Here is a 16,018-nt window from a genome sequence, read left to right as displayed (position 1 = left end):
GCCCGTGGCCATCGACCCCGGACTGCCCGGCCTGCCCCTCGAACCGCACGACGAGATCGGCCGCACGCTGGTGCGCCACTTCCTCACCCTCTGGGAGGAGAACGGAGAGCTCACCGCACTGCTGCGGGTCGGCTCCACCGATCCGGCCGCCGCCGACCGCATGCAGACCGTGCTGCGCGACCAGCTCATCCCGCTGGCCCGCCGCCTGGGCCACGCAGCCGAACAGGCGTCGACGCGGGCGGCGTTCTGCGCCTCGGCGGTGCTGGGCCTCGCGCTGACGCGTTACGTACTGCGCTTCCCGGCGAGCGTGGCGCTCGACCCGGAGGAGATCGTGGACTGGCTCGGGGCCACCGTTCAGCGGTATCTCACCGCGCCTGAGCCGTAGTTCGTGTCCACCGACCGGTGGACCCCCGGTTCCACCGGTCGAGGCTGCCGGGCGCACCCCCCTCCGCAACAGCATGGAGGGCATGAGACTTCGACCCGTACACCTGGCCCGGTGGAGCGCCCGGCACCCCTGGCGCGCGATCACCGGATGGTTCCTCTTCGTCCTCCTCTGCCTCGGGACCGGCATCGCGGCGGGCTCCCACGCGGCCACCACCGAGGACTTCTGGGTCGGCGAGGCCGGTCGCGCCGAGTCGACGGCCACCGACGCCGGCCTCCAGCGCCGCCCCACCGAACACATCCTGATCCGGTCCGCCTCCGGCCCCCTGGACACCGCACGGGCGCAGGCGGCCGCCCGCGAACTCACCTCCCGCATGCGGGCCTTGGACGAGGTGCGGGACGTGGAGGCGCCGGTCCCCTCGGCGGACGGCACCGCCCTGCGGGTGAGCGTCGTCATGGAGGGCGCCGAGCTGGACGGCCGGAAGAACGTCGTCCCGCTCCTCGCCGAGACCGCAGGGGTGGCCGCTGCCCACCCGGAGCTCGTCGTCGAGGAGACCGGCTCACCGGCCATCAGCAAGGGCGTCAACGACCAGCGCGGCGACGACCTCGCGCTCTCCGAACGGCTCTCCCTGCCGGTCACCCTCGTCATCCTGCTGGCCGTGTTCGGCTCGGTGGTCATGGCCGGGGTGCCGCTGCTGCTCGCGCTCTCCTCCATCGCCGCGACGATGGGCCTGTCGATGCTGGCCTCGCACCTGCTGCCCGACCCGGGCGTCGGCACCAACATGATCCTGCTCATGGGCCTCGCGGTCGGCGTCGACTACACGCTCTTCTACCTGAAGCGCGAACGCGAGGAGCGAGCCCGCGCGGGCGGCCGGCTCACCCCCGAGGCGCTGGTGGAGCTCGCGGCGGCCACGGCCGGCCGGGCCGTCGTGGTCTCCGGCCTCGCGGTGATCGTCTGCACCGCGACCCTCTACCTCTCCACGGACGTCATCTTCTCCTCGCTGGCCACCGGCACCATCCTCGTCGTCGCCGTGGCCGTGCTCAGCTCGCTCACCGTGCTCCCCGCCCTGCTGGTCAAGCTGGGCCACCGCGCCGAGCGGCGCGCCGCTCGGAAGTCCGCACGGAAGGCCGCCCGGCGGTCCGGCCGCGGGGCACCGGCCGCCGCGAAGCCCGAGAACGGCCGGATCTTCACCGCCCTCCTGCGCCCCGCGCAGCGCCACCCCGTGGCCACCCTGTGCGCCTCGGTCCTGGTCATGCTCGCCGTCGCCGCGCCCGCCCTCGGCCTCAAGCTCGTCGACCCCGGCAAGGACACCTTCTCCCGCTCGATCCCGGCCATGCGGGTGTACGACCGGCTGACCGCGGCCTACCCCGAACTCCTCGTAAAACACGAGGTGGTGACCCGTACGAGCCCCGGCCGCGCGCCCGAGACCAGGGCGGCGCTGACCGAACTCGGGCGGCGCGCCCAGGCCGACCCGCTCTTCGCCCGCACCGGGAAGCCCGTCCTGCGCACCTCCGCCGACGGCCGGGTCACCGTGCTCGAACTGGCCGTCCCGCACCCCGCGCCCTCGGACGAGGCCATCGCGTCCCTGGAGCACCTCCGCGACCGCTACATCCCGGCCACGGTCGGCAAGTTGCCCGGCACCGACACGGCGGTCAGCGGTGACGTGGCACGCGGGCAGGACTACGTGCACCACGAGCGCGGCAAACTGCCGCTGGTGATCGGCTTCCTGCTGCTGTTCACCTTCGTGACGACCGCGGTCGCCTTCCGCTCGGCCGTCATCGGCCTGATCGGCGTCGTGCTCAACCTGCTCTCGGCGGCCGCCGCGCTCGGCGCGCTCGTCCTGGTCTTCCAGGGCACCTGGGCCGAAGGACTGCTCGACTTCGACTCGCTCGGCGCCATCGCCTCGCGCGTACCGCTCTTCCTCTTCGTGCTGCTCTTCGGCCTCTCGATGGACTACCAGGTCTTCGTCGTCAGCCGGATCAAGGAGGCCATGGACCACGGCATGACGGCCCGGGAGGCCGTCCTCGAAGGCATCGCCCGCTCGGCGAAGGTCGTCACGAGCGCCGCCCTCGTCATGGTCACGATCTTCGCGGCCTTCGTCTTCCTGCACCTCACGGAGATGAAGCAGATGGGCTTCTGCCTCGCGGTCGCGGTCCTGCTGGACGCCGTGGTGATCCGGATGATGATCCTGCCGTCGCTCCTGCTGCTCCTCGGCGAGCGCGCCTGGCCCGGTAAGCGCCCGGCCCCGGCTGCCGCCGAACCCCTCCCCACAGGGGGTGTCTCGTCGGCCAGGGCCGGGTCCGCGGCGCCTGGCACGGCACCTCGCCGCGTTGCCGGAACGCCCGAATGGCTCCGCCATGAGGACGTCCCGGCGCCTTGCGATGCACCGCACCAGACGCCACGGCCTATCCGACCCTGACCGACGAGACACCCCCTAGGCTGACCGGCATGCTTCAACGGCCCCGGCGCGGCGACCCGCTCTGGATCTGGGTGCTCCACGGCTGGGAGGCCCTGTCCTGGGGCATCGTCGCCCTGGTCACCCTGATCACGATGGCGGGCGGGACCCCCGGGGCCCGGAAGCTCGGCATCCTCGGCCTGACGGCCGTCATCGCCGCCTGCTACGCGCGGGTGCGGCTGCGCCCCGGAAGCCGGGTGCCGGGACCGTACGGCTATCTGTCGGTGCTCACCGCGGGGCTCGGGCTCCTCGCCTACCTGGGCGACGGGTTCGGCGCCCTCTACACCGTGATGCTCGCCCAGTTCATCGTCTTCGTGGACGGCCCCCGGGGCGCCGTCCTCTTCACGGGGCTCGGGGCGGTGGGCATCACGGTCGGCGGGAGCCTGCGGGAGGGCGGGGCGCCGGAGGTCTTCCTCCACAACACCCTCTCCTCGCTCCCCGTCTGGGCGGTCGCCGCCCTGATGGCCGTGCTCACCCCCAGGGCCCTGGCCCAGCGCGACGAACGGGCCGCCCTGCGAGCCGAGTTGCAGAGCACCCAGCTCGAACTGGCCGAGAGCCAGCGGCGCCAGGGCGCGGCCGAGGAGCGCGAACGCCTCGCCCGGGAGATCCACGACACCCTCGCCCAGGGCTTCGCGTCGATCATCGTGCTCGCCGAAGCGGCGAGGTCCCAGCTCGCCGCGGATCCGGCGCGCAGTGCCCAGCAGTTGCAGTCCATCGAGCAGACGGCCCGGGAGAACCTGGCCGAGGCGCGGGTCCTGGTCGGGTCCGCCCCCAGCAGCGGGGTCGCCGCGGGCTCCGTCGCCGCGACGCTCCGCCGCACCCTGGACCGCTTCACCGAGGACACCGGCCTCACGGTCACCGCCGAACTGGCGGACCTCGACTGCGACCAGCCGACCCGGGTCGCCCTGCTCCGCTGCACCCAGGAGTCCCTGGCCAACATACGCAAGCACGCCGCCGCGACCACCGTGGGCGTCGTCCTCACCGCACACCCCGGCGGCGCCGAGCTGGAGATCACCGACGACGGGCGCGGCTTCGTCGTGGCGGACTCCCGTGGCTTCGGCCTGGACGGCATGCGCAGGCGCCTCGCGGAGTTCGGCGGCGGGCTCACCGTCACCAGCTCGCTCGGCGACGGCACCCGCGTCCTCGCCACCATCCCGCTGCCCGAGAGGCCCCAGGTGCCATGACGCCCACCCCCGCACCCCTGCGCATCGTCCTCGCCGACGACCACACCGTGATGCGCGCCGGACTGGTCGCCCTGCTCGGCTCCGAGCCGACGCTCGACATCGTCGGCGAGGCGAGCAACGGCCGCGAGGCGGTCGCCCTGGTCGAACGCCTCCGCCCGGACGTCGCCCTGCTCGACCTGCGCATGCCCGTCCTCGACGGCGTCGGCGCCACCACGGAGATCGTCGCGGGCCCCGCCCCGACCCGGGTGCTGATCCTCACCACGTACGACACCGACGCGGACATCGAACGCGGCGTGGAGGCGGGCGCCACCGGCTATCTGCTCAAGGACGCCACCCGCGAGCAGCTGGTGGACGCCATCCACGCGGCTTCACGCGGCGAGACGGTCCTGGCCCCGCGCGTCGCCCAGCGCCTGGTGGCGAAGATGCGGCGCCCGGACCCGGTCGCCCTGACCGCCCGCGAGTCGGACGTGCTCGAAGCGGTCGCGGACGGCCTGTCGAACGCGGAGATCGGCCGCAGGCTGTTCATCGGCGAGGCCACGGTGAAGACCCATCTCCTGCGCATCTTCGCCAAGCTGGACGTCAACGACCGCACGCGCGCGGTGGTGGTGGCGCTGGACACGGGCCTGCTGAAGCGCTGTTGAGGACCTGGAGGGCTTGGAGGGCGAGGGCTCAGAGGGCGTCCGGCCCCCGCTCGCCCGTGCGGACCCGGATCACCGTCTCGACGTGCTGGACCCACACCTTGCCGTCGCCGATGCGGTCCGTCCGGGCGGCCCGGACGACCGCGTCGAGGGCCGTCTCCTCGTCCGCGTCGTCCACGACCGCCTCGATGCGGATCTTGGGCACCAGGTCGACGCGGTACTCGGCGCCCCGGTACACCTCGGTGTGCCCGTGCTGGCGGCCGTAGCCACCGGCCTCGGTGACGGTCAGCCCCTGGACGCCGACCTCCCGGAGCGCGGTCTTCACCTCGTCCAGGCGGTGCGGGCGTATGACGGCGGTGATGAGCTTCATGGAGCGGTCTTCCTGTCCCTCGGGAGCGCCGACTGCGGGGCCGCGTGACCCAGCGCGCCGTGATCGTAGGCGCTCTCCGCGTGCAGCGTCTGGTCGAGCCCCGTGACCTCCTCCTCCGAGGAGGCGCGCAGGCCCATCAGCCGGTCGATCGCCTTGCCGATCCCGTACGTCACGAGGAAGGTGTACGCCGCCACCGCGACCACGGCCACCGCCTGCTTCAGGAGCAGGGCCGCCCCGCCCCCGTAGAACAGGCCCTCCGCGCCGCCGGTCATCGCGGTGGTCGCGAACAGGCCGATGAGCAGGGTGCCGACGACGCCCCCGACGAAGTGCACCCCGACGACGTCGAGCGCGTCGTCGTAGCCGAAGCGGAACTTCCACGCGACCGCGTACGAGCAGACGACACCGGCCGCGAGCCCGACGGCGGCGCCGCCCAGGATTCCGACCGTGCCGCACGCCGGGGTGATCGCGACCAGCCCGGCGACCGCGCCCGAGGCCGCGCCGAAGGTCGTGGGGTGACCGTCGCGCCGCTGCTCCACGAAGAGCCAGCCGAGCAGTCCGGTGCAGCCCGCGACGACGGTGTTGAGCATCGAGGCGGCGGCGATCCCGTTCGCGGCGAGCGCGGAGCCGCCGTTGAAGCCGAGCCAGCCGAACCAGAGGAGCCCCGCGCCGAGCATCACCATCGGCAGGTTGTGCGGGCGCATCGCGTCCTTCCGGAATCCGATGCGCGGCCCCACCACGAGCGCCAGCGCCAGCCCCGACGCACCGCACGCGATCTCCACCACGAGCCCGCCCGCGAAGTCCAGCGCCCCCAGCGAGTCCTTGATCCAGCCGCCGGGCCCCCAGACCCAGTGCGCGACGGGCACGTATACGAGCAGCGTCCACACCGGTACGAAGACGAGCCACGCGGCGAACTTCGTACGGTCCGCCACCGCACCGCTGATCAGCGCCGCAGTGATGATCGCGAAGGTGAGCTGGAAGGTGGTGAACAGCAGGGTCGGCACCCCGCCGGTCAGCGCGTCCGGCCCGATGTCCGCCAGGCCCAGGTGCTCCAGGCCGCCGACGAGCCCGCCGAACGCGTCGTCGCCGAAGACCAGCGAGTAGCCCGCGACCAGCCAGACCACGGTGACCAGGGCGATCGAGACGAAGCTCATCATCAGCATGTTGAGAACGCTCTTCGTGCGGACCATGCCGCCGTAGAACAGCGCGAGCCCGGGCGTCATCAGCAGAACGAGGGCGGTGGCGGCGAGCAGCCAGGCGGTGTCGCCGCTGTCCAGGCCGGGCGCGGCCACGGTCACGGGGGTCACGGGGGGTCCCTCCTCGGGGCGGGGAGCGGTGGGAGCGACTGCGAGCGTGACCGGCTCGCGTTTCGGCGAGGGACCCCGTGTGTTTCCGCCGTATTTCATTGCCCGGGTGTTGCCGGGATCTCACCGGCCCGGCGCGGGGCGCGGGCTCAGCAGCCGTGCGCCGTGAAGCGGCGGGGCCCGCTCTCAGCAGCCCTTCGCGAAGCGGCCGAGCCCGTACGCCGAGTCCAGCCGGTACGTCCCCGGCTTCCGCACGGTCAGCCGCGTCCACTCGCCGTCCTGCCGCAGACAGGCCCCGGCGGGCCCGTGCACGCGGAGCCAGGGGGAGTGGGCGACCCGTACGGTCACCGATCCGGCCCGCTCCACGCGCAGGACCAGCTCCGCGTCGCCGCCACCGGCGACCGTGGCGGGCGGGGGCGCGAGCGGGGTCGCCTCCCGGACCCGGTAGACCGTCCAGCCGTCGTCCTCCCACACCTCGTCCAGCCACGGCAACCCGCCCCCGACCAGGGCCGCTTCGGCCTCGGCGGGCCCGTCGGGCCGCCCGTGGTGCAGGACGACGAGGCCCACGGCCCAGCGGTCGAGCCAGGCGCGGTAGCGGTCCGGGGTGAGCTCGCCCTCGTAGAAGAGGCGCCCGCGCTCGACGTCCAGCTGGCGGTTCCAGCCCCGGGCCATGTTCACGTGCGGGGCGAGGACGGCGGCCTCGCGGTGGTTGCGCGCGGGGACGACCTCGACGCGGACCCGGTCGGCGCCCAGCCGGTCGAGCGCGGCGACGACCCCCTCGGTGCGGGACGCCCAGGCCGGCACGGGGGTGGAGACGCGCAGGTCGTCCACGGTCTTGTCGACGAGCCAGTACCCGGAGAGCACGAGGACGGCGGCCAGGAACCCCGTACGCACCCGCGCCCCGGCCCGGACCGTGTCGAGGAGCGCCGCGCACAGCACGGGCACGGCGACCAGACCGAGCAGCCGCTCGACGTTCGTGCCGATGGGGGACGCGACGAGGAACGTCAGCACCACGCCGACCGCGTACACCACGGCCCCGTACCGCGTCAGCCGCCACTCCCGCGTCCGGGGCGCCGCCGCCGCGAGCACCGCGCAGACCAGCACCGGCATCCACACCCGGTCCGCGTGCATCGGCTGCTCGCCCCGGAAGGGGAACAGCAGCGTCGTCGCGCCGACGACCACGAAGAACGGGACCATCAGGACCGCGCCCGTGCGCCACCGCCGGTCGAGCAGGTACGCGGCGCCCACGACGACCAGGAAGAGCCCGGCCACCGGGCTGGCCATGGTCGCCAGCGCCCCGGCGACGACGGCCACCACGGCCCGGTGGGTGTACCGGCAGGCGACGAGCCCGACGGCCACGCCGAGCGCGAAGGTCGTACGCCCCGACGCGACGTTGCACCACAGCGCGAAGGCGCCGAGCAGCGCGGGCGGGAGCGGGCGGCGCATCCCCGTACGCACGAAGAGGCGGGCCAGCAGCCAGGTGGCGGCGAGCCCGGAGACCACGGACACCGTGCGGACGCCGACGAGGGCCATCACGTACGAGGAGAAGACGCTGTAGCTCGCGGTGTGCATCCCCCCGTACCAGGACAGGTTGTACGCCGATCCCGGGTGGCGCGCGGTGAACCCGGACCAGGCGAGCTGCGCCGCGAGATCACCGCCGCCGGTGGCCAGGACGGCCGCCCACACGACGTACAGCGGCAGCGCTATCGCGACGGAGACCAGCGGGACACGGTGGACCCGCCACCACGGCTCGCACACCGACTCGCTTGCGCCCGCCCGTACTTCTTCACCGACCACCACGTGTCAAACCCTAGAGGCTGATCAGCGCCCTCACCGACCCGAAACTTTCGAAATGACGGCCATTCGGTTCGAGGGGAGAGGCCACTTCCTCTCCAATTCCGCACCGCTCGCTGACGCATAGATGGCAGCTGAGCTGCGCAATCCCCCAACTCCCTTACTGAGAAGGGCATTCGAAGGTTTCGCAACTCATGCCGAAAGTATTGACACCCCCAGGGGCCGGTCCAACACTGAGCGCCGTCGGCAGGCCCCCTTGCCGACGTCTACCTGCTCACGGGACGAGGAGGACTTCCCCCCCATGTACGCAACCCCCGCACATCCGACGAGCCGCCCCAGACCGGTGAACGCCCTACGGCTGTTCATCCGCAGCGCCTTCGCCCTGGTGATCGCCGTCGTCGCGGCGATCACCCTGCCCGGCACGGCCACCGCCGACACGACCGTCACCTCGAACCAGACGGGGACCAACAACGGCTACTACTACTCGTTCTGGACGGACAGCCCCGGCACCGTCTCCATGAACCTCGGCTCCGGCGGCAGTTACGGAACCTCCTGGAGCAACACCGGCAACTTCGTCGCGGGCAAGGGCTGGAGCACGGGCGGCCGCCGCAGCGTGACCTACTCCGGCTCCTTCAACCCCTCGGGCAACGCCTATCTGGCCCTCTACGGCTGGTCGCAGAACCCGCTGGTGGAGTACTACATCGTGGACAACTGGGGTACGTACCGGCCCACCGGGACCTTCAAGGGCACGGTCACCAGTGACGGCGGCACGTACGACATCTACGAGACGACCCGGACCAACGCCCCCTCGATCGAAGGCAACAAGACCTTCAAGCAGTACTGGAGCGTCCGCCAGTCCAAGCGGACCGGGGGCACCATCACCACCGGCAACCACTTCGACGCCTGGGCCCAGCACGGGATGAACCTCGGCAGCTTCAACTACATGATCATGGCCACCGAGGGCTACCAGAGCAGCGGCAGCTCCAGCATCACGCTGGGCAGCACGTCCGGCGGCGGTGACAACGGGGGCGGCAACACCGGCGGCGGCAACAACGGCTGCACCGCCACCCTCTCCGCAGGCGAGAAGTGGGGCGACCGCTACAACCTCAACGTCGCGGTCTCCGGCTCCAGCAACTGGACCGTGACCATGAACGTCCCGTCCCCGGAGAAGGTCCTCTCCACCTGGAACATCAGCGCCAGTTACCCCAGCGCCCAGGTGCTGACCGCCAAGCCCAACGGCAGCGGCAACAACTTCGGCGTCACCATCCAGTCCAACGGAAGCTGGACCTGGCCGACGGTCTCCTGCGCCACGGGCTGACCGTCCGGCGTGCTCCGGAACGGCGGCGGCCACCCCGGAGCACGCCCCAGTCGTCCAACTGCCTCACAGCACCGGCGACGCTGCCCCTGGGCTCCCGGGCTCCCGGGGTTCCCGGGGCACCCGGGCGGCGCCCGCCCGGCCGGGTCCGGAGCACCCGGGCGGCGCCCGCCCGGAGCACCCCTTCAGCCGCGCACCCGCCTCACAGCACCGGCGGCCGTCCCAGCCGGGTCATCCGCCACACCGTCCGCCAATTCATCGGCGCCCGCTCCCCGGCCGGTGTCCTGATCCCCTCGGCGAACCCGCCCCACCACGCCTTGAGCCCCGTGACCGAGCGCATCCGCAGCATGGCCAGCGTGATCCACACACCCAGGTAGACCGGGATCAGCGGCACCGGAAGCCGCCTGCGCGCCAGCCACACCCGGTTCCGCGCGGTGAACCGGTAGTAGACGGCATGCCGGGCCGGAGACGTCCGAGGGTGCTGGAGGACGAGCGTCGGCACGTAACGGATCTCCCACCCGCCGTCCAGCGCCCGCCACGCCAGGTCCGACTCCTCGTGCCCGAAGAAGAACTCCCCCGGCCACAGACCGATCTGCCGGAGCATCGGCATCGAGAAGGCGTGCCCGCCACCCAGGAACGCGGTCACCGGCCCCCCGCGCATCGGATCGCCCGCCCGCAGCCTCGGCACCCAGCGCCGTTCGGTCCGCCCCTGCTCGTCGGCGACCCGGAATCCGATGATCCCCAGCCTCGGATCCTCCGCGAACTGCCGCCGCACCTCGCGGAACACGTCCGTCGCGATGAGCAGCCCGTCGTCGTCCAACTCGACCACGACATCGACCTCTTCCCCGCCGGCCCCGCCCCCGTCCCGCAGCAGCTCAAGCCCCACGTTCCGGCCGCCGGGGCACCCCAGATTCTCCGTGAGCGGCACCTTGGTCACCTCGGTCGCACCGGGGGTGCCCGCCGCGCCGAGCACATCGGTCGAGACGTCGTCCAGCGAGGTCGCGTTGCCCACCAGCACCACGCGGGCGGCCGGCACATCCTGCTTGGCCACGGACGCGAGCAGCGCCTCCAGCTCCCGGGGCCGGGTCCCCATCGTCACGATGACAACCCCGATACGCGGCGACAAGGTCATGGCGGCTCACTCCAGTGATCGGTGGGGCCCCGATGCTAGGCCGTATCCCCGGGCCGCCGGGCCGCCCTCCGCCCTCCGCCCTCCGCCCTCCGTCCTCCGTCCTCCGCCCTTCGTTCTCCGTCCTTCGTCCGCCCCTTCGTCCGCCGCCCTCTGCCCGTCCCCCTCAGGCCGCCGCCCCGCTGTCGATGACCAGGTCCGTGCCGACGACCGCTCCGGCGGCGGGCGAGGCGAGGTACAACACCGCGGCCGCCACCTCCTCGGCCTGCGCGAGCCTCCCGAGCGGGTTCTGCGACTTCACCCGTTCCGCCCGGTCGGCCTCGGTCTCGCCCGGGCGGAGGGACATGGGCGCCTCGGAGGCTCCCGGGCTGACGGCGTTGATACGGATGCCCTCCTGGATGTGGTCGAGCGCCGCGGCCCGGCTCAGCGCGGAGACGGCCGCCTTCGACGTGATGTAGGCGGCGGCGTTCGGTATCCGCAGGTGGGCCCCGAGGTTGGAGGCGATGTTGACGATGACGCCGCCCCCATGGGCCCGCATGTGGGCGATCTCGTGCTTCATCGCCAGCCAGACACCGGTGACGTTGGTCCGGAGCACCGCGTCCCAGTCCTCTTCGCTCACGTCCGCCGCCGGGCCGGAACCTCGGAGTATCCCGGCGTTGTTGACCGCGATGTGGAGCCCGCCGAAGCGGTCCGCGCTCTCTCCGACCAGGCGGCGGACCTGCTCCGAGTCGGTGACGTCGGCGACGACTGCGGCGGCCGTGCCCCCGCTCACCTCGATGAGCCGCACCGTCTCGTCCAGGGGTGCCCGGGTGCGCCCCGCGACCACCACCGACGCGCCTTCGGCGGCGAAGGCGAGCGCGGTGGCACGGCCGAGGCCGGAGCCGGCGCCCGTGACGAGGACAGACCTGCCGATGAAGCGGTTCACTTCCACAACTCCTCTGTAGGGGTTCGCCGGGCCGCCGGCGAACCCACTAAATGGACCGATCGTTCCATTATTTAGTCGTGCGAGATTGCGTCCGGCCCACCCCGGCCGGCCGGAGTGCCAGGCCGTTCGGGGGAGAGGCCGGGGGCGGGGGCCGGTCCAGTCGGCGGCCGGGGTCAGTCGAGCAGCGACAGGGCCTGCTCGGCGGCCTCCCGCACGCGGGAGGGATCGCTGGACGCCTTGCCGACGACCCGTATGCCTTGGAGCAGGACGAGCAGCAGGCGGGCCAGTGCGCGCGGGTCGCGGTCCTCCGGCAACTCGCCCTGGGCCTGGGCCCGTACGAGCGCGGAGTGCAGCGGGGTTTCGAGATGCTCCCAGCTGATCTCGACCCGGCGGGCCGCCGCCGTGTCATGCGGTGCCAGCTCGGAGGCGGTGTTGGTGATGAGGCACCCGTGCAGCCGCGCCTCCAGCGAGGTGGCCTCTTCGGCGAAGCGGCGCACCACGGTCCGGACTGCGGGCAGGGCCGGCCCCGGCTGGGACAGTTCCGCGAGAAGGAGCGGATCGCGCCCCTCCGCGTAACGGTCCAATGCCTTCAGGAACAGCTCGTGCTTGTTGCCGAAGGTGGCGTAGATGCTGGCCCGGCCGATGCCGAGATGTTCGACGAGGTCGGCCATCGACGTCGCTTCGTAGCCGCGCTGCCAGAACAGCTCAAGGGCCGCCTGCAGTGCGGCCTCGGGATCGAATTCCTTGGTCCTGGCCACATCGAAGAGCGTAGGCGATTCTGGAACGATCGGTCAATTACCTCGTTCGGGTGATCGCCGACCCGCGCCGACCCCGCCTTCACGATTCTCCGTCTCTCCATCACGGATTCATCACTTACGGAGGATCTGACTCCCCTTGCCCTGGAGCGCACGGATACGGTCATGCCTCCACTAATCGCACCTTGGGGGGACGAATGAACTGGAACAACAACACCCAACAACCCTGGGGCCCGGCCCCGCAGAAGCCGTCCGGAGCGGCTCCGGGCCTGCCGGCCTGGGCGCGCAAACGCGTCGTCGTTCCGGCGGCGGTCGGCCTGTTCGTCGCCGGAGCCGTCGCGGGGAGCGCCGGCGGCAGCTCCGCGGAGAACGTCAACAGCGCGGCGCCCGCGCCCGTCGCGACGGTCACCGTGACGGCGTCGCCGAAGGCCGGTGCGCCGGCCGACGCCGAGCCGCCCGCGCCGAAGGGCACGACCCGGCCGGCCGACGACGGGGCCGAAGCGGAGGTCTCCGTACCGGACTTCGTCGGCATGGGCCTCCAGTCCGCGCAGGACGCGGCCCAGGCCAAGGGCTTCTCCACCCTGACCTCGCACGACAGCGCGGGCCGGGACCGGATGCAGGTGTTCGACCGGAACTGGAAGGTCTGCTCCCAGAACGTGGCGGCGGGCAAGTCGGTCGCCACGACGACCGAGTTGGACTTCGGCGCCGTGAAGACCGAGGAGAGCTGCCCGGCCAAGGACAAGAAGCCGCCGAAGGTGGTGGCCGGCCGGATGCCCGACCTCGCGGGCAAGTCCGTGAACACCGCGCGCGACGCGCTCGACTCCGGGACCTCGCTCACGGTGAAGGACGCCGCGGAGGACCGCATGGTGCTGCTGGAGAGCAACTGGAAGGTCTGCACCCAGGTGCCGGCGGCGGGCGCGAAGCTGAACGGGCAGCCGGTCGAGATCACGGCGGTCAAGTTCGAGGAGAGCTGCCCCTAGCTTGCCCGCAGGGGCGCGGGCCGCCCGGCTCCGTCAGGTGCGGCCGATGCCGAGCACGAGTGAGGGGTCATCAACTCGACGCCTCCAGCGCATCGGCCCGTTCCGTGAGCCCGGCGGCCACGTCGTCCCAGTCGGGGCCGTGCAGCCAGAGGTTCTGAGCGGCCTCCCGCAGGAGCGCCGGTTCGTCCGGCAGCTGCAACAGCACCAGCCGGTATGCCAGGTTGCGTACCCACACGGGCAGATAGCCGTCCACGATGTTCGGGGCCAGCGCACGCAGCATGGCGAGGATGGCGCCCGCGTCGGCGAACGTCAGCTCCTCGATGAAGTAATGCTCGCGGTGGTCAAGCCCGCATACGGGGGTGGGCCCGTACTCGTCCCCGTACAGGCATCGCGCATGTGCCGTCAGGCTGCTGTGCATGGACGCGAGGGTACGGCGCGCACCGCGCCCGCCCTCAGTCCCCGCCCCCGTCGCCGCCGTCGCCGTCGAAGATCCAGCTCAGCGGATTCCAGCCCGGGCCCGTGCTCTCGGGCAGCGACTCGCCGCCGCGTGTCCGCCCCGGCGTGCCCTCCCGCTCGCGGATCAGTTCCCGTACGGTCCGCGCTATGGGGTCCCGTCCGGCGGAGGCCGTCACCTCGCTGCGCGGCTGGAACAACTCGTCCCCCGGCAGTACGTGTCCGGCCAGCCCGGTCGCCCCGACGAGCGCGGCGAGCAGCCGGGCGCGCTCGTCGCCGGTCGCCCCGTTCCCCACGGCGGACACCCGCTCGCGTGCGGGCGACGTCCGGTCGTCCGCCCCCACGAGGTGGCGGCGCTGCGCGATGACCCCCAGGGTCCGGGTGCGCTCCTCACGCAGGGCCCCGCGCGCGACGAGCCGGTGGCGCCACACCTCGTCCGTCCTGCCCGCACTGGTCTTCACGCCCGCGGTATCGCGTACCCACCGCTGAAGCTTGTGCCCCTTGCGACGCCCGGCGACCCCGGCCAGCGCCGCATCGAGAAACGAGTCCCCGGTCCCCGGCGCACCGGACGCGACGATCTTCCCGTCCCGCACCTCGACCCGCCCTGCCAGCACCAACTCGGCGGCAACGGCCCCCGCGATCCCGATCCGCAGCGCGTACGTCCGGCACACGACCCGCCCCTCGACGGGATCGTGCGCAAGCAGCGACAACTCCTCGGGAAGCGTGAAGTGCGGTACGAACACGACGACATGACCCCCAGCCCACTACGAACAACGGGGCCATGTTCGCACGCACTCGCGAATCGAAGTGAGCGGAGCGCCCGCGCGGCCCGGCGTCGCCTCAGTCCTCGCGCGGCGGCTCCGCCGACTCCCTCGCGCGGCGGTACTCGGCGTTGATGCGCTGCGCCTCTTCCAGCTGGTCTTCCAGTACGACGATGCGGCAGGCGGCCTCGATGGGCGTGCCCTGGTCGACCAGTTCGCGGGCGCGGGCGGCGATGCGCAGTTGGTAGCGGGAGTAGCGGCGGTGACCGCCCTCCGAACGCAGGGGGGTGATCAGACGGGCTTCACCGATGGCGCGGAGGAAGCCTTGGCTCGTGCCGAGCATCTCGGCGGCCCGGCCCATCGTGTAGGCGGGGTAGTCGTCATCGTCAAGACGGCCGTACGAGTCGTCTGCTGTCACTTGCACCTCTCTTGTGGAACGCACGGAACGCGTTGAGGGGCCTTGGCGCCGAACGGCACCAAGGCCCCGAAGGAACTACTACACCACCTGCCGGTCCAGACACGGCACCGGCCTTCTGTATCCGCGGCTCCGACCTGGCTGCTGTCGGGGACGCGGGGATCGCGGTTGCTTGACCGGAGACCACCTCACTATCGATGTCCTGCGGTACCCGGGCCGGCCAAAGGCTCAACCCCGGGCGATCCTGATGGCGCGGGCTCCTCCGTTCTTTCTTGCGGTGATCGACTGTCTATCAGCGGGTACTGCGTACTGCTTTCACGGGCGCCGTGACTGTCGTGTCTGCGGTCCCGCTCGGCGGCCCCTCGCTGCGGGCCACCCGGTCCGGCCGTCAGTCCCGTCGCCGTCACAACAACCCTGGCTTCGAAACTCCACCGCCGCACCGTCCTGCGACTACGTCCAACCACCGGCAGTTCGTCTCTGCCGGGTATCACTGCCTCTCTGGGTTACGAGAGAAACCCTAGCCACGCCAGTGCGCAATGTCTACTGCGGCCACCGTAGATTTTCGGGTTCACTCCAAGGAGGTAAACCACCGCGCCCGAGGCGCCGGCCGCCCCGTGGCCGACCACCTTGTGCGAGGGGCCAGGGGACGACGGGGCGACACGTGCATAAGATTCGCTCTCATGTCGAAGCCTGACGAGCTGCTCGTTGACGTCGCCACGCTGGTGGAGTCCGGGCACAGCAACCAGATGTCCCTGACCGTGGTCGCCGGTGGTGCCGTCATCACCGGCCGCCTGGCGCCCGAAGCCGTGTGGCGGCAGCGGGTGTCGGAGGTCCTGACGGACTCGGCCCGCCTGGGCGAGTTCTCCGCCATGTTCACCACCGCGGCCGGGAGGGAGGGACCGCCCGCGTATCTGCACTTCCACATGGCGCGGATCCTGCAGGGCACGGTGGGGATCCCGGAGACGGGCGGGATGTACCGCGTCGCGATCGAGGACGTCAGCGCCTGGACCATGGGCGACTTCACGTACTCCGAACACTGACGAAACCACGGGTACGCGAAAGGGCCCGACCGGTGTGTACCGGTCGGGCCCTTCCGACTGCTCAGATTCCGGCTCGCGCCTTCCGTCGGGCGACGGCGAGCAGCCGCGCGCCCGGCTGGAC

The 16,018-nt window shown here is 72.0% G+C and carries 15 protein-coding genes and 1 pseudogene; 7 read left to right on the top strand and 9 right to left on the bottom strand.

What is annotated here, in order from left to right; all coding sequences use genetic code 11:
- Positions 1-4 precede the first annotated feature (4 nt).
- From OHS17_RS15915 to OHS17_RS15900, 4 genes and pseudogenes are all read left to right on the top strand, one after another.
- Positions 5-385, top strand: a pseudogene (locus OHS17_RS15915) (TetR/AcrR family transcriptional regulator); the annotation flags it as partial.
- Positions 386-467: 82 nt separating this feature from the next.
- Positions 468-2,801 carry an MMPL family transporter gene (locus OHS17_RS15910; protein ID WP_330312706.1) on the top strand — a complete coding sequence of 778 codons (2,334 nt, stop codon included), beginning with the start codon at positions 468-470 and terminating at the stop codon, positions 2,799-2,801.
- A 29-nt stretch (positions 2,802-2,830) separates the two neighbouring features.
- A complete protein-coding gene (locus OHS17_RS15905) occupies positions 2,831-4,021 on the top strand; it encodes a sensor histidine kinase (RefSeq protein WP_330312705.1) in 1,191 nt (396 codons plus the stop codon).
- Positions 4,018-4,662: a response regulator transcription factor gene (locus OHS17_RS15900; RefSeq protein ID WP_330312704.1), complete on the top strand. Its 645-nt coding sequence runs from the start codon at positions 4,018-4,020 to the stop codon at positions 4,660-4,662. Before OHS17_RS15905 ends, OHS17_RS15900 begins: the two co-directional genes overlap by 4 nt.
- Before the next feature lie 28 nt (positions 4,663-4,690).
- On the opposite strand, the gene OHS17_RS15895 is transcribed toward OHS17_RS15900, so the two are convergent.
- From OHS17_RS15895 to OHS17_RS15885, 3 genes are all read right to left on the bottom strand, one after another.
- Positions 4,691-5,029 carry a P-II family nitrogen regulator gene (locus OHS17_RS15895; RefSeq protein ID WP_018102045.1) on the bottom strand — a complete coding sequence of 113 codons (339 nt, stop codon included), beginning with the start codon at positions 5,027-5,029 and terminating at the stop codon, positions 4,691-4,693.
- Complete coding sequence (locus OHS17_RS15890) at positions 5,026-6,333, bottom strand: ammonium transporter (protein WP_330312703.1); 1,308 nt, start codon at positions 6,331-6,333, stop codon at positions 5,026-5,028. The genes OHS17_RS15895 and OHS17_RS15890 overlap by 4 nt, the downstream gene beginning before the upstream one ends.
- A 183-nt stretch (positions 6,334-6,516) precedes the next feature.
- Positions 6,517-8,088, bottom strand: coding sequence for a hypothetical protein (locus tag OHS17_RS15885; protein WP_330315271.1), 1,572 nt, complete (start codon positions 8,086-8,088; stop codon positions 6,517-6,519).
- A 337-nt stretch (positions 8,089-8,425) separates the two neighbouring features.
- Here OHS17_RS15885 and OHS17_RS15880 point away from each other — a divergent pair, with 337 nt between their 5' ends.
- Positions 8,426-9,442: a glycoside hydrolase family 11 protein gene (locus tag OHS17_RS15880; protein WP_330312702.1), complete on the top strand. Its 1,017-nt coding sequence runs from the start codon at positions 8,426-8,428 to the stop codon at positions 9,440-9,442.
- 199 nt (positions 9,443-9,641) lie between these two features.
- Here OHS17_RS15880 and OHS17_RS15875 read toward each other — a convergent pair whose 3' ends face one another.
- The 3 genes from OHS17_RS15875 to OHS17_RS15865 all read right to left on the bottom strand — a co-directional run bounded on the left by OHS17_RS15875 (position 9,642) and on the right by OHS17_RS15865 (position 12,251).
- Positions 9,642-10,571, bottom strand: coding sequence for a glycosyltransferase family 2 protein (locus tag OHS17_RS15875; protein WP_330312701.1), 930 nt, complete (start codon positions 10,569-10,571; stop codon positions 9,642-9,644).
- Between the two features lie 163 nt (positions 10,572-10,734).
- Positions 10,735-11,493: an SDR family NAD(P)-dependent oxidoreductase gene (locus tag OHS17_RS15870; RefSeq protein WP_330312700.1), complete on the bottom strand. Its 759-nt coding sequence runs from the start codon at positions 11,491-11,493 to the stop codon at positions 10,735-10,737.
- 173 nt (positions 11,494-11,666) lie between these two features.
- The gene (locus OHS17_RS15865) at positions 11,667-12,251 is read right to left on the bottom strand and encodes a TetR/AcrR family transcriptional regulator (RefSeq protein WP_018102051.1); all 585 of its coding nucleotides are present in this window, start codon (positions 12,249-12,251) and stop codon (positions 11,667-11,669) included.
- 194 nt (positions 12,252-12,445) lie between these two features.
- Between OHS17_RS15865 and OHS17_RS15860 the strand changes: the two genes are divergently transcribed.
- Positions 12,446-13,228, top strand: coding sequence for a hypothetical protein (locus tag OHS17_RS15860; RefSeq protein ID WP_330312699.1), 783 nt, complete (start codon positions 12,446-12,448; stop codon positions 13,226-13,228).
- Positions 13,229-13,298: 70 nt separating this feature from the next.
- On the opposite strand, the gene OHS17_RS15855 is transcribed toward OHS17_RS15860, so the two are convergent.
- The 3 genes from OHS17_RS15855 to OHS17_RS15845 form a co-directional block, all read right to left on the bottom strand.
- Positions 13,299-13,646: a hypothetical protein gene (locus tag OHS17_RS15855; RefSeq protein WP_330312698.1), complete on the bottom strand. Its 348-nt coding sequence runs from the start codon at positions 13,644-13,646 to the stop codon at positions 13,299-13,301.
- Between the two features lie 34 nt (positions 13,647-13,680).
- Positions 13,681-14,424 (bottom strand): GOLPH3/VPS74 family protein, encoded by a 744-nt coding sequence (locus OHS17_RS15850; RefSeq protein WP_330312697.1) that lies wholly within the window; start codon positions 14,422-14,424, stop codon positions 13,681-13,683.
- 97 nt (positions 14,425-14,521) lie between these two features.
- Positions 14,522-14,860: a MerR family transcriptional regulator gene (locus OHS17_RS15845; RefSeq protein ID WP_026171381.1), complete on the bottom strand. Its 339-nt coding sequence runs from the start codon at positions 14,858-14,860 to the stop codon at positions 14,522-14,524.
- 677 nt (positions 14,861-15,537) lie between these two features.
- On the opposite strand from OHS17_RS15845, the gene OHS17_RS15840 reads away from it, so the two are divergent.
- The gene (locus OHS17_RS15840) at positions 15,538-15,897 is read left to right on the top strand and encodes a hypothetical protein (RefSeq protein WP_018102062.1); all 360 of its coding nucleotides are present in this window, start codon (positions 15,538-15,540) and stop codon (positions 15,895-15,897) included.
- Positions 15,898-16,018: the final 121 nt, after the last annotated feature.

The organism is Streptomyces sp. NBC_00523 (assembly GCF_036346615.1).
Classification (GTDB): domain Bacteria; phylum Actinomycetota; class Actinomycetes; order Streptomycetales; family Streptomycetaceae; genus Streptomyces.
This window is presented reverse-complemented; position numbering and strand designations above follow the sequence as displayed.